This is a genomic window from Streptomyces sp. NPDC039609 (assembly GCF_055596705.1).
In genome coordinates, this window is sequence record NZ_JBVIUJ010000001.1 from 468,445 (window position 1) to 480,469 (window position 12,025).

14 protein-coding genes are annotated in these 12,025 nt (G+C 73.0%); 6 read left to right on the plus strand and 8 right to left on the minus strand.

The annotated features are described in order from the left end of the window. The first annotated feature begins 32 nt into the window (after positions 1 to 32). Positions 33 to 323, plus strand: a complete 291-nt coding sequence (locus tag ACZ561_RS02100; protein WP_470988465.1) for a hypothetical protein — start codon at positions 33 to 35, stop codon at positions 321 to 323. Between the two features lie 88 nt (positions 324 to 411). Beyond that, positions 412 to 2,127 (plus strand): sigma-70 family RNA polymerase sigma factor, encoded by a 1,716-nt coding sequence (locus ACZ561_RS02105; protein WP_470988468.1) that lies wholly within the window; start codon positions 412 to 414, stop codon positions 2,125 to 2,127. Between the two features lie 28 nt (positions 2,128 to 2,155). Here the strand turns inward: ACZ561_RS02105 and ACZ561_RS02110 are convergent, their stop codons facing one another. From ACZ561_RS02110 to ACZ561_RS02135, 6 genes are all read right to left on the minus strand, one after another. Beyond that, positions 2,156 to 3,040, minus strand: a complete 885-nt coding sequence (locus ACZ561_RS02110) for a CAP domain-containing protein (RefSeq protein ID WP_470988470.1) — start codon at positions 3,038 to 3,040, stop codon at positions 2,156 to 2,158. A 126-nt stretch (positions 3,041 to 3,166) separates the two neighbouring features. Then, positions 3,167 to 4,048, minus strand: coding sequence for a universal stress protein (locus tag ACZ561_RS02115; protein ID WP_470988472.1), 882 nt, complete (start codon positions 4,046 to 4,048; stop codon positions 3,167 to 3,169). Positions 4,049 to 4,387: 339 nt separating this feature from the next. After that, positions 4,388 to 4,798: a hypothetical protein gene (locus tag ACZ561_RS02120; protein ID WP_470988474.1), complete on the minus strand. Its 411-nt coding sequence runs from the start codon at positions 4,796 to 4,798 to the stop codon at positions 4,388 to 4,390. Positions 4,799 to 4,966: 168 nt separating this feature from the next. Next, positions 4,967 to 5,431 carry a hypothetical protein gene (locus tag ACZ561_RS02125; RefSeq protein WP_470988477.1) on the minus strand — a complete coding sequence of 155 codons (465 nt, stop codon included), beginning with the start codon at positions 5,429 to 5,431 and terminating at the stop codon, positions 4,967 to 4,969. A gap of 230 nt (positions 5,432 to 5,661) precedes the next feature. Next, complete coding sequence (locus tag ACZ561_RS02130; RefSeq protein WP_470988479.1) at positions 5,662 to 6,930, minus strand: acyl-CoA dehydrogenase family protein; 1,269 nt, start codon at positions 6,928 to 6,930, stop codon at positions 5,662 to 5,664. Between the two features lie 161 nt (positions 6,931 to 7,091). Next, complete coding sequence (locus ACZ561_RS02135; RefSeq protein ID WP_470988481.1) at positions 7,092 to 7,550, minus strand: RrF2 family transcriptional regulator; 459 nt, start codon at positions 7,548 to 7,550, stop codon at positions 7,092 to 7,094. Positions 7,551 to 7,960: 410 nt separating this feature from the next. Here ACZ561_RS02135 and ACZ561_RS02140 point away from each other — a divergent pair, with 410 nt between their 5' ends. Further along, positions 7,961 to 8,809, plus strand: a complete 849-nt coding sequence (locus ACZ561_RS02140; RefSeq protein WP_470988483.1) for a glutathione S-transferase C-terminal domain-containing protein — start codon at positions 7,961 to 7,963, stop codon at positions 8,807 to 8,809. Between the two features lie 28 nt (positions 8,810 to 8,837). Here the strand turns inward: ACZ561_RS02140 and ACZ561_RS02145 are convergent, their stop codons facing one another. Both ACZ561_RS02145 and ACZ561_RS02150 read right to left on the minus strand, forming a co-directional pair. Continuing rightward, the gene (locus tag ACZ561_RS02145) at positions 8,838 to 9,296 is read right to left on the minus strand and encodes a rho GDP-dissociation inhibitor (protein ID WP_470988486.1); all 459 of its coding nucleotides are present in this window, start codon (positions 9,294 to 9,296) and stop codon (positions 8,838 to 8,840) included. Positions 9,297 to 9,485: 189 nt separating this feature from the next. Further along, positions 9,486 to 10,523: an NAD-dependent epimerase/dehydratase family protein gene (locus tag ACZ561_RS02150; RefSeq protein ID WP_470988488.1), complete on the minus strand. Its 1,038-nt coding sequence runs from the start codon at positions 10,521 to 10,523 to the stop codon at positions 9,486 to 9,488. A gap of 98 nt (positions 10,524 to 10,621) precedes the next feature. On the opposite strand from ACZ561_RS02150, the gene ACZ561_RS02155 reads away from it, so the two are divergent. The 3 genes from ACZ561_RS02155 (at position 10,622) to ACZ561_RS02165 (ending at position 11,888) form a co-directional block, all read left to right on the plus strand. Next, complete coding sequence (locus ACZ561_RS02155; protein WP_470988490.1) at positions 10,622 to 10,906, plus strand: DUF5133 domain-containing protein; 285 nt, start codon at positions 10,622 to 10,624, stop codon at positions 10,904 to 10,906. A gap of 143 nt (positions 10,907 to 11,049) precedes the next feature. Further along, on the plus strand, positions 11,050 to 11,409 hold the full coding sequence (locus ACZ561_RS02160; RefSeq protein ID WP_470990014.1) for an STAS domain-containing protein: 360 nt from the start codon (positions 11,050 to 11,052) through the stop codon (positions 11,407 to 11,409). Positions 11,410 to 11,432: 23 nt separating this feature from the next. After that, positions 11,433 to 11,888 (plus strand): ATP-binding protein, encoded by a 456-nt coding sequence (locus tag ACZ561_RS02165; RefSeq protein WP_470988492.1) that lies wholly within the window; start codon positions 11,433 to 11,435, stop codon positions 11,886 to 11,888. Positions 11,889 to 12,025 lie beyond the last annotated feature (137 nt).

The window sequence follows — 12,025 nt, forward strand, 5'->3', positions numbered from 1 at the left end:
CGGATGTGGCATCCGGGTGTGAACCTGGATGGATGAGCTGGGCATCATGGACGACCCCCGGCGTCTACACCGGGCGTGGTGGCGTGCTGACCGAGGAAGTCGGTGCGGTCACGGGCGACCTGACCGTGCACACCACCTGGGCAGATGGCGAAGCACGTGTGGCCGTGCAGTACAGCGGCGCGTCCGACTGGTTCACGATGTCGGGCAGTCCGGTTCCGTGCGCCACCGAACTCGAGAGCCGCGAACTCCACGAGGCCGCGGTCGAAGCCGTACGGGTGGGGAACGCGGCCACCGTGCCGTATCTTCCGCATCCACCGGCATAAACATCGGCGCGAAGTGTTATCCCACCCGCGCCCGCGGGTCTCCCTCACGACGGGGACGGACAGACCCAGGCACGAGGGAGCAGGCAGGATGCACAGCGACGAGCGCGGCACGGCCGCACTGGTGGACGCGGCCGTGGCCGGAGACCCGCATGCCGGAGAGCGGCTGATACGCGCATACCTTCCGCTCGTCTACAACATCGTCGGCCGCGCGCTCGATGGGCACGCCGACGTCGACGACGTCGTGCAGGAGACGATGTTCCGCGCCCTGGACGGCCTGCCCGGGCTGCGCGACCCCGAACGCTTCCGGTCCTGGCTCGTCGCGATCGCGATGAACCAGATCCGCCACCGCTGGCGCGAGCGGCAGGCCGGGCCCGTGCCCGGCCTCGACCGGGCGACCGAGCTCGCCGACCCCGCCGGAGACTTCGTCGACCTCACCATTCTGCGACTCGGCCTCTCCGGGCAGCGGCGCGAGGTCGCCGAGGCGACCCGCTGGCTCGACGAGAGCGACCGCGAGCTGCTCGCCCTGTGGTGGCTGGAGGCCGGCGGCGAACTGAGCCGCGCGGAACTCGCCGACGCCCTCGCCGTCCCCCCGGCACACGCGGCCGTCCGAGTCCAGCGGATGAAGGAACGGCTGGAGACCGGCCGCGCCGTCGTCCGAGCCCTCGCCACGCGGCCGCCGTGCGCGGAACTGCTCGGCATCACCGCCGGCTGGGACGGACACCCGGCACCGATCTGGCGCAAACGCATCGCACGCCACGTCTCCACCTGCGCCACATGCGGCCGCAGCCGCTCGGGCCTGGCCCCCGCCGAGGGCCTCCTGGTCGGCCTCGGCCTGGTGCCACCGCTGCTGGCCTGGGGTGCGGCCCGCCCGGACATCCAGACGGCCGCCTGGGCAGGCCGGTCCCCGGACACGGCTGCGGGGGGCGACTGGGGCGCGGGGCAGGCCGGCGGCCAGGGATCCGACGGGGGCATGGGGCAGACCGGCCCGGGGCCCGACCTGACGCCGTACGGGGGAGCGCCTGCGGATCCGGGGGCCGCCGGGTCGTCGGCCGGGCAGGCGTCCGGAGCGGATCCCCATCCGGACTTCGAGCCCGGGCCGGGGCTCGCCGGTGACGGGACGGGCTCGGTGTCCGGCGGCGGAGGCGGTGGCTTCGGTGAGGCGGGGCGCTCGGTCCCCGTGCCGGGGGCGGGCCGTGGGGGGTCCGGCATGCGCCGGTCCGTCGTCGCCGGGTTGGTCGCCGTCGGCGTCCTCGGCGGGCTCATACTCCTCGTGCCGTCGGAGCCCGAGAGCCGGCAGCCCTCACCCCGTACGCCCGCGGCGGCGCCACCCCCGGCGCCGAGCACCGTACGGGCGTCGACGGCCGCGCCCCGGCCGAGTCCGACCTCCGCCACGCCGACCCCCACGCCGACGCGGACCCCGACCGCCGAGGAACGGCTGACCCGACTGGTCAACCAGCGCCGCGCGGAAGCGGGTTGCGCCCCGCTCCGGCAGGATCCCCGACTCACCGAGGCCGCCCGGGACTACGCCCGGGACATGGTCCGGCGCGGCTACTACGCGCACAGCAGCCCCGAGGGCGAGTTCGCCGACGCGCGGATCTCGTCGGCGGGATACACCTGGTCCGCCTGGGCCGAGAACCTGGCGCGCAGCGGGTCCGATCCCTCCGCCGTCTTCGAGAGCTGGATGGACGGCGCGATGCACCAGGAGAACATGCTGAACTGCCGCTACAAGCACACGGGAGTCGCCGCCGTCTCCGGCCCCGACGGCACGGTGTGGGTGCAGAAACTGGCCTCGCCTGCCTCCTGAACCCACACCGCGCGAGGCGCGGACCCGGTCAGCGGGCGGTGCCGAAGTTCTGCACCCACCAAGGCCCGTTGGCCGTCAGCTTCACCCCGACACCGATGTCCTTGAACGAGCAGTTGAGGATGTTGCGGCGGTGCCCGTCGCTGTTCATCCAGTCCTCCATCGCCGCCGCGGGGCTCTTCGGGCCGCGGTGGATGTTCTCGGCCCAGCTCGACCACGCGTACCCGGCGGCCGTGATCCGGTCGCCCGCGTCCCGTCCCTCGGGGCTGGTGTGCTCGTAGTAGTTCCGCTCCGCCATGTCGTCCGCGTGCGCCTGAGCCGCACTCCGCAGCTTGCTCTGGGAGCGGAGCGGGGAACAACCCGCCTTCTCCCGCTCGGCGTTGGCGAGCAGCACGACTTGCTCGACGTACTGGTCCACCTTCCCGACGACGGGCGCCACCGCCTGGAGCGGGCCGGGCACCGCAGCCTTCTGCCGTGCCGGCGTGGGGCGGGCGGGCTCCGGCACGGAGGTCGGCGACGGGCTCGGCGCGGAGGCCGACGCCGGTTCGGATGGAGGCCCGGACGGAGGCGGGGACGAGGACGGAGTGACCGGAGGAGCGGCCCGTACGGCCGCTGGTGTCCGTTCCGAGGGTGCGGCCGACGGGACGGCCGTCGGCACGGACCCCTCGGCCAGGGGCGCCACCCGCGACAGGGCGACCGCGTCCGGGCGGGTGCCCGCACCCTCCTGCGAGCCCAGGGACGCGACGTACGCTCCCGCCGCCACGGTGAGGACGGCGGTCGCGGTACCCGCGACGGTCACGGCGGTACGGAAGGACGGCACGAGGCGCGCGCGCCGTCCCGCACGCCGTCCTCTGCGGTGCCTGCCACCGCCGTTCGTCCGCCGTTCGCCGGGGCTGTGCTCGTCGTGGTGCTGCATGCGCTCCGCTCTCTTCTCCGAGTCCACCGGACCGTCCGGCGCAAGGGAGAGCCGCCGGGACTAGGTCCATAACCCTTTCCTGCCCCCCACCTGTCGACACGCCTCGTCAACGAGGTGCGCCACCGCTCACTCCTGCGGTACGACCGCAACCGGGCACGGCGCCAGGTGCAGCGCCGCATGGGCGACCGAACCGATCCGGGTCCCGATCGCCCGGCGCCGCGCCCGCCGGCCGACCACCAGGAGCCGGGCGTCGCCCGAGGAGCCGAGCAGTACCTGGCCGGCGCTGCCGATCTCCACGTGTTCGGCCACCCGCACCTCGGGGAACCGCTCCCGCCAGGGCGCCAGCGCCTCGCGCAGCGCCTTCTCCTCGTACGGGACCAGGCCGCCGGCCTCGTCGGCGAGCGACAGCGCCGTCGACGTGGGGCTGTACGCGTACAGCGGCGGCAGGTTCCAGGCTCGTACCGCGCGGACGGACGCGCCCCGGGCCGCCGCCGTCCCGAACGCGAAGCGCAGCGCCGGAGCGCTGTCCTCCGCCGAGCCCTGCTGACCGACGACGATCACCCCGCCTTCCGGGTCACCGCTGCCCTCGCCGTCCCGGGAACGTACCGCCACCACCGGCCGATGGGCGTCCGCGATGATCTGCTGACCGTAGGAGCCGAGCAGGAATCCGGCCACCGCCCCGTACCCGCGCGAGCCGATGACGAGCATCTCGGCCTCCTTCTCGACGCTCAGCAGCGCGGCGACCGGGGTGTCGTGCAGCACCTCGGCGGTGAGGGTGAGACCGGGATGCCGCTCGGCGATCGTCGACTCGGCCTTCCGCAGGACGTCGTCGGCCGTCCGTTCCTGGCTCGGCCGGTCCTGCTCGAGCGGGATGTCCAGGGGCTCCCACCGCCAGGCGTGGACCAGACGCAGGGGCAGGCGCCGGCGTCGCGCCTCGCGGGCGGCCCAGTCGGCCGCCGCGAGACTCTCCGGCGAACCGTCCACTCCTGCGACGATCTCTCGACTCATCGGGTGACTCCGTCCCTCCGTGGGCGGGCCCGGCCCGTCGACCGGTCCCTCTCCCGTCCAGCGTGGGACCGCCGACCACTCGACGAGACGGCCGGAGGTCCCGCCATGACGGTACGTCGGTCCCGGTTCCGCCGCCTCCGCTGCACCGCGTGGGCGCGGCGCCTCGACCGGCGCTGAGTCATCGTCAGGGTGACGCGTCGGAAGGCGGGCGGAGAGCATCCGCTCGGTCGACGACCGCGGTCGGTCCTGTCAGGGTTCCGGTCGACGATGTGCACGGTCGGCTCCGCCACGTCGTCGAAGGCGCCGCCGGCCGCGCCGCCGCTTCGACGGCCGACCGCGTCAGGCGCCGGTCGGTGTCGGGCCGTCGTGGCGCCCGCGCCGTGTGACGGCGGCGGCCAGGGCGGAGAGAGCGTAGGTGCCGACGAGGCTTCCCACCATGACCGTGCCGACGCCGATCACGAAGCGGCCACTGGAGTCGTCCGACCAGTCGTAGAAGGCGGCGACGGTCAGTCCGGCCGTGGTGCCGAGTACGGCGCCGGGGATCCGGTGCCGGGCCGCGGCCCAGTACACCGGCGCCACCAGAGTCAGCACCAGCCCGATCACCTGCCACGCCTCGTACGGGCCGGTGACCGACCCGTCGGGGTGTACGTCGCGATGCTGGTCCCAGCCCAGCCAGGCGGCCCATGCCGCAACCGGCACGAGCACCAGCGGCAACAGGGTGGCGGCGGGTTTCAGTGGTATCCGAGGCATGACCCCGGCATCCCGGCCGCCCGGACCCCGGCGCAGAGCGCACGTACTCACCTCCCCTGAGTAGCAGGGCGACCACCGGCGCGCGGCGGTCGGCCGACGCGACGGAGGCCGCCCGGTGCGTGATGCGCGGGGCGGCCTCCGTCGTGCGCGGTGGGCCGTGGAGGACGGTCAGCCGCAGTTGTGCAGTCGGTACGAACCGCCCTGGAAGGCCAGAGTCCCGTTCTGGTCCCACATGTTGACCTCCTCGGCGACGCACAGGCCGGCGCCGTTCACCCAGTTCGGCCCGGCGTAGCTGCTGAAGTAACCGGGGTCCTCGTCCCAGTCCTTGATGGTCCGGCTCGTTGTCATGGCATACGTGGTGAAGGACATACGAGTGGAGATTCCGGCGAGCGGCCCCCGCTTCACCACGACCTGACAGTTCTGCGAGCCGTTCCAGTAGGTGTAGACGTCCGCGATCTTCTTGCCGGCGTGCACACCGTGGTCGGCGTTGATGCCGTAGCTGTCCACCAGGCCACCGGTGCAGCCGTAGCCGCCGGCCGACGCGGCGGGTGCGGTGACGACCGGCGCGACGACACCGACGCCGAGGACGACGGCGGCGCTGGTGAGCAGGCGGGCAAGCTTGTGGGTGCGCATAGGGTCGGTTTGTCTCCCTGATCGGCGCCCGGGATCCGAAGTGGTCAACTCAACGGTCTCCACCGGGCATTGGAGTTTGACTCTCGATACGCGAGTTGATCTTGTCGAGAGCCGGATCAGGAAGTGTCTGTGATCCCGGTCACCGGGAGGGTCGGCCGACTCCGGCCGGCGGAGGCGCCGCGGCGCCGACTTCGCCGCCGGGGAGGGCACCTCACGGTCCCGGCGGGGGCTCACGCTCGCAGTGTCAGTCGCGGATGGGTGCCGTTCAGGTAGTGGTCGCCGATGTCGCGGAGGCGGTGTGCCGGGGACGAACTCGCCGTGAGAGCACGGGCGTTGCGCCAGAAACGGTCGAAGTCCGGTCCGCCGCCCGCGGTGTCGGCGACGAGTTCGAGTATCCGTGTGGTGATCTGGACCGCGGATCGGCTGGTCACCGCCTCTGCCGCGGCGACCAGTACGGCGATGTCGGCCCGTTCCTCGACGCCGAGGGACCGCTCCGCCCGCAGTCCGCGCGCCAGGGCGTCCGTCGCCCGCTCGACGACCGCCGCGGCGGTGTGCGCGGCCGTGGCCAACTCCCCGTACGCCAGCAGGAGATACGGGTCCTCCCCGTCGCCCACCGGGTACTCGTCGGTCGGCGGCGGGGCGGCCTGGGTGGCGCGGCTGATGTCCCGGGCCTCCGCGAGCGCTCCCTCGGCGATGCCGAGACCCACGTGGAGCAGGAGAAGTCGCCGGGCGAGCGGGGCCAGCGTGGTGAAAGGGGCCACGGCGTGCTCGTCGCCGGAGAGCGAGCCCAGGATGTCCCGGGGACTCACCGCGACCTGATCGAAGGTCACGGTCCCCGCGCCGGCGAGACGCTGGCCCATCCGGTCGGTCGCGGCCTCGGTGAACACCGCGGGATCCGCGGGATCCACCAGTGCGACCAGGGTCTCACCCGTCCCCGTACACCGCGCCCCCACGATCAGCCGATCGGCGACGACGACGCCGGAGGCGAACGACCGGCGCCCTTCGAGAACGTGACCGCCGTCGACCGGTGTGAGGGTCGGCTCGGGCCGGCCGGCCGTACGGGACGGTTCGATGCCGCCGGCGAGCAGCCACCGCTCCTGTGCCGTGCGGTTCTCCAGGTTCCCCAGGTTCTCCGGGGCGCTCGAGGCCGTGGCGCCACCCGAGAGGAAGCGGGCGGTCCAGGACAACACGTAGTGGTGGGCGAGGAGTTCGCCGATCGAGCTGTCCGCCGCCGAGATCTCGCGGATGACCGCGCAGGCGGACCGCCAGTCGGCGCCCCGGCCGCTCGGCCCCGGTGGGGTGAGCAGCGCGGGCAGTCCGGCTTCCCTGAGTCGGGCCACCTCGTCGAACGGGGCCTTGCCGGCGCGGTCCCTGGTCGGCGCGTCGACCGCGAGGTCGTCGGCGAGTTCCCGGGTGACACGGGGCCAGATCTCGTCGTCGGCCGGGCGGTCGACCGGCCCGGAGGTGGGCCGTATCGCTGACTTCTTCGGCGTTCTCACGTCACCTCACATGATCCCTAGTATTCCCACTGGAATACTAGGGATAGTGGCAGAGGGGTGACGGAGGCCTCAAGGGGCGTTCGCATGGTGGACAAGGAGGTCTCGCACAGCGAGACCGGTGTGGGGTCGTCGTCGAGTCGCTGGCGGGGGTCGGGCGCCGGTCAGGGGTTCGTCCATGCCTCCGGGTCGTCCGCCAGCTCGGAGATCCCGGCGGGCAGTTTCGCCGCGGCCACGTCCGCGAGCGACACCCCGTCCAGTACGTGGCGCACATTCGCCCGCAGCGCGATCCACAGCGTGAGCAGCGACTCGGCCGGGCCCGTGTACGAGAGCTCCGGAGGGCGCACCCCGCGCACCGACACCAGGGGGCCGTCCACACATCGGATCACGTCCGCGACGGAGATCGAGTCGGCCGGCCTGGCCAGCCAGTACCCGCCGTTCCCGCCCCGCTGACTCAACACCAGACCGCCTCGGCGCATGTCGCCGAGGATCCCCTCGAGGAACTTGTGGGGGATGTCCTGGACCTCCGCGATCGCCTCGGCCTTCAACGGCCCCGTGTCCTGGGCGGCGGCGAGCTGAAGTGCGGCACGCACCGCGTAGTCGGCCCTGGCTGAGATGCGCATGGCCCGCATTATTCCGCACCCCGGTGACCGGATTCGTACGCTCGCGGGCGCGGGTCTCAGGGCGGTCCGCACCCTTGACGCGGGCCGTGACCGCCCCGACACTCGGGGACGGGAATCCGAGCGAAAGGGTAGGGAATCATGGGGCTCACGGCGGGAACGGACGCGGCTCGCACCGTCCGGCTGCCCCGCTCCCTGCCCCTGACCTCGCGACGCCACATCGACCTCCTGCGTGTGTGCAGCGCGGCGAGTCGTGTGCCTTTCGGGCGCACCGGCACCGCCGTCCCCACCGCGCGCTGAGTCCGCGGCCGCCTTCGCGGCGTCCTCTCCTCCTTCCCGTATCTCTGCTGCCTCCGAGCGCGTGTCGATGGCGCGCTGTCGTGACCCAGCACCGAGCACCCTCAGGGAGAAGCATGTCCGTCATCCCGTCCGTCGTCGCACCGCCCGTCTTCCGTGGCCGGATCGGCTGCGACGTACGCAGCGGCCACTACGCTGTTCCGCACCGCTACCGGCTTCATCTGGCGCTTTCCTGCCCCAGCTGTCTGCGCGTCGCCGTCACCCACAGCCTGCTCGGACTCCAGGACACGCTTCCCCTCACCCTGCTGCCCGCCACCCCCGACACACCCGGCGGCGGTTACGTCACGTTGCGCCCGCTGTACGAGGCCAGTGCCCATCTGTACGCAGGGCCCGCCGCCGCCCCCGTGCTCAGTGACGGCTGGACCGGCCGGATCGTGAGCACCCATGTCCCCGACATCTTGCGTGACCTCGCCCTGCGCTTCCGCGGCACCGGCCCCGAACTGCTGCCTGCGGGCCGCGAGTCCGAGATCGAGGCGATCGGCGACCTGTGTGAGCGAAGCGTCAACCGTGCCGCGCAGCGCGCCGGCGAGCTGGGCCTCGACGACCTGGCCGCGCACCGCGACCCGCTCACCGTTCTCCTCGCCGCCCTCGGTCGGCTGGAACGGAGGGTGGAGCGACAGGCGTACGTGCTCGGCGACGAGATCACCGCCGCCGATGTGCACGTCTGGGTGACGCTCCTCCAGCTGGACACCGTGCACCGCTGGCACCTGGACGCCGGAGCGATGGAGCGTGTCGCGGACCATCCCGCACTGTGGGCCTACGCCCAACGCCTCGCCGCGCAGCCCGCGTTCGGGCGCCACCTCGACCTCGACGGCATCGTGCGCCGTCATCGCGCCCACTGCCGGGGTCAGGAGGCGGCGGGCGCCGCCATGAGCATCGTGGACTGGCAGGCGTACCGCGTCTGAGGACACGTAGGGGACGGCACCGGAACCGTCAGACGAAGGGCGGTTCCCAGTCCTTCTTGACCTCGAAGCGGTAGTCGCGCCGGTCGAGCACCCGGCCGTCCCCGTCGACCAGCGAGGCGGACACGTCGTAGACCCCGCGCGCCCGCGGTCCGCTCGGGACACGCTCCGGTGGGAGCTCCAGATCGTACGGCCCGCCGTGCCGGAAGTTCCCGAGCACCACATCGACCCCGCCCAGCTCGGCGCCGTCCTTGCTCCGCTGGTCGACCACCCGCAGGCCGGTCACCGACGGACCCTCGACCCGGAAGCGCACCACGGCGCGGAATTCCGCGCCCTCCTTCACCGTGAAGGGTTCCGGTGCCGCCCCCGACGGAGGCACCGGCAGCGAGATGTCGCCCGGGCCGGTGAACCGGAGCGCCAGTCCGAGCAGCCGGACGCCACGGCCCTCCTGGAGCGGAACGGCCGCGGCCGGGTCGGCGAGGGAAACCATGGTGTGCTCGTCTCTCAGGACAGGGCCTCGCGGACGAGGCCGGGGTCGGGACGCAAACGCGGCTACCCGAATCGCTCCCGCCCATGCGGCGGGCTGCGCGTCCGGGAGCGCCCGCCGGCCGGCTCGGGCCGGGCGGCCGAGCCGGCCCGCCGATCGATACGGGCCGGGCCTGGCCTCGATACGGGCCCGTCAGCCGACGCGGCGCCCGGCGAGCGGAGCCGTCGCGTCCCCGCTACCCGCGCGTACGCCCCGCAGAAAGGTGCCGAAGGCCTCGACGGGGGTCATGGACGGCGCCCAGTCGAGCTCCCGGCGGGCGCGCTCGGTAGCGAGCACGGGGAGGCGCAGCACGGCGTCGAAGAGGTCCGGGGACGCGCCGGCCACCCGCAGTTTCCAGGCCGCCGAGAGCACGCCGCGTACCGCGCCGTTCGGCACCTTGATCGCCCGGGCGTCCAGGAGCGAGGCGAGGGCCGCGGTGTCGATCGCCGGATCCCCCGCCAGGTTGAAGGCACCCCGGACGTCACGTACGAGCGCCCGGCAGTAGGCATCGGCCGCGTCGTCGGTGTGCAGCGCCTGGAACCGCAACCCTTTCAGCTCGGGAAGGAGTGGCAGCAGCTCGGGGCGCATCAGTCCGCCCGGGAAGAAGCGGCCCGCGAAGATCCGGCGCTGCTCGCTGGCCGACTCCTCCTTGAAGAGGAAACAGGGCCGCATCCGTACCACCCGCGTCGTCGGATGATCGCGCTCGAAGGTGTCCAGGACCCGTTCGAGGTAGGCCTTCTCGCGGGTGTAGGCGGCGCCGGGCCAGCCGTGCGTGGGCCAGGACTCCGAGACGGCGGCACCGTTTCCGGGGCCGGGGGAGTAGGCCCCGATCGACGAGGCGTGCACCAGGACGGGCACCCGCGCCGCCGCCACCGCGTCGAGTACCCGCAGCGTGCCGAGGACGTTCGCCCGCCATGTCTCGGCCACGTCGTGGGTCGGCTGGAAGCGCCAGGCCAGATGGACGACCGCATCGGCGTCCGCGATGTACTGCGCGAGCCGCGGTTCGTCGCCCTCCAGCGACAGGTCCACCTCGGCCCACTCGGTCTTCGACAGGGTCAACGAGGGTCTGCGGCGGGCGAGTCCGAGGACGGAGGCGATCCGCGGCTCTCGTTCCAGGGCCCGGACCAGGCTCGTCCCGACATTGCCCGTCGCGCCCGTGACGACCACCCTCAGTCCCTCACTCGCCTTCATACTTCGACCTTCCGTCATCCCCGGCCGACGCGCACGCCGGGCCGCACCATGACGGATCGTGTTCGGTTGGGTCGCGCGGGTGAAGGAGTGACCCGAATATGGAGCAACGGAGCGGAGGGGGTGTGTGCCAGGAGGACATGATGTTGCTGCCCGACAGAAACACGATCGACCGGCTGCTGCGGCACTACCGGGCGCAGGAACGCGCGGTCCTGGCCAGGCCGGGCGACCTGTCGGTCCGCAGGCGCTTCGAGGACACGGCCTACACGCTGTGTGTGCTGATGGGCGAGCGGACGGCGCGTGAGGCTGTCTTCGCCGCCGAGCGGTACGTGGCCAAGGCGAGCCCCGCGTCCCGGCAAACACTCGAAGGGATGCCCGGCGCGTGAGGGACTGAGTGAGCGAGTGAGCGGGTGGCGTGGGGTCGGCGATCGGGTGAGCGAGTAGGCGGGCGCGTGGGGCAAAAGGAGAGTTCCGGGGCATGAGTGGGGTAGATGCCCCTGTACGGAAGCGGAGGGAGGCGGGTGACCCGATGGCGTCGGAGCGGTTCACCGTCACAGCGGCGCCCGGGCCGCAGCCCGGAGTCGTGGTGCTTGCCCTCACGGGGGAGCTCGACCACGACACCGCGGACGCGCTGCGCGGGGAGCTCGAGGGGCGAAACGGAGCGGTGCGGATCCTGGTCGACTGCGAGGGGCTGCGGTTCTGCGACTCGACCGGCCTGAACGTCCTGCTGCGGGCCCGTCTCCACGCGATGGAGGCCGGCGGCCGCCTGGAGCTGGCCGGGCTACGACCGCCGGTGGCCCGGATGTTCGAGATCACGGGAGCGCGGACCGTTTTCCGCGTGTACGAGAACGTGGCCGAGGCGCTCACGGATCGACGGGCGGACGGCTAGGCGGGGCGATCGCGGAGGGAGCGGTGGGCAAGGAAACCGTGGAGGAAGACCAGGTCCGAAGGCTCGTGCTGTTCGGGACCAAGGGCGTAGTGATGCGCTGTCGCGACTTCACCGCGGACGCCCTCACCGACTGGGGCTGGCTCCCGGCCGAGGACGACGAGGCCCGGGAGCGGGCGGACGACGTGCTGCTTCTGGTCTCGGAGGTGGTCACCAACGCCTGCCTCCATGCGGGAGGCCCCGAGGAACTGGTTCTCCGCCACCGCCAGGACCGCCTGCGGGTCGAGGTCTCCGACGCGAACCCGGAGCACCCCAGGCGGCGACAGCCCCGAGCGCCATCGCTGCCGGGCGGTCACGGGCTGATGGTCCTGGACCGGCTCGCGGGGGACTGGGGGTCGGAGCCGCGCGAGCGCGGCAAGGTCGTGTGGCTGGAGGTCGGCCGCCCGTCCCGACCGCCGTGGCGCGGGGACGGGCGGCCGTGACACCGCCCGCGGCGCCCCGCCGCCGACCGCCGTGCTACTCCGTCGACGCGGGCAAGGTCGTGTGGCTGGAGGTCGGCCGCCCGTCCCGACCGCCGTGGCGCGGGGACGGCAGACCGTGACACCGCCCGCGGCGCCCC

Coding starts and splice junctions, on each gene's coding strand:
- ACZ561_RS02135 (WP_470988481.1), bottom strand. CDS start 7,550: ATGCGCATCTCAGCCAGGGCCGACTACGCGGTGCGTGCCGCACTTCAG.
- ACZ561_RS02155 (WP_470988490.1), top strand. CDS start 10,622: ATGGAGCAACGGAGCGGAGGGGGTGTGTGCCAGGAGGACATGATGTTG.
- ACZ561_RS02110 (WP_470988470.1), bottom strand. CDS start 3,040: ATGCAGCACCACGACGAGCACAGCCCCGGCGAACGGCGGACGAACGGC.
- ACZ561_RS02120 (WP_470988474.1), bottom strand. CDS start 4,798: ATGCCTCGGATACCACTGAAACCCGCCGCCACCCTGTTGCCGCTGGTG.
- ACZ561_RS02145 (WP_470988486.1), bottom strand. CDS start 9,296: ATGGTTTCCCTCGCCGACCCGGCCGCGGCCGTTCCGCTCCAGGAGGGC.
- ACZ561_RS02115 (WP_470988472.1), bottom strand. CDS start 4,048: ATGAGTCGAGAGATCGTCGCAGGAGTGGACGGTTCGCCGGAGAGTCTC.
- ACZ561_RS02100 (WP_470988465.1), top strand. CDS start 33: ATGAGCTGGGCATCATGGACGACCCCCGGCGTCTACACCGGGCGTGGT.
- ACZ561_RS02150 (WP_470988488.1), bottom strand. CDS start 10,523: ATGAAGGCGAGTGAGGGACTGAGGGTGGTCGTCACGGGCGCGACGGGC.
- ACZ561_RS02140 (WP_470988483.1), top strand. CDS start 7,961: ATGTCCGTCATCCCGTCCGTCGTCGCACCGCCCGTCTTCCGTGGCCGG.
- ACZ561_RS02125 (WP_470988477.1), bottom strand. CDS start 5,431: ATGCGCACCCACAAGCTTGCCCGCCTGCTCACCAGCGCCGCCGTCGTC.
- ACZ561_RS02160 (WP_470990014.1), top strand. CDS start 11,050: ATGGCGTCGGAGCGGTTCACCGTCACAGCGGCGCCCGGGCCGCAGCCC.
- ACZ561_RS02105 (WP_470988468.1), top strand. CDS start 412: ATGCACAGCGACGAGCGCGGCACGGCCGCACTGGTGGACGCGGCCGTG.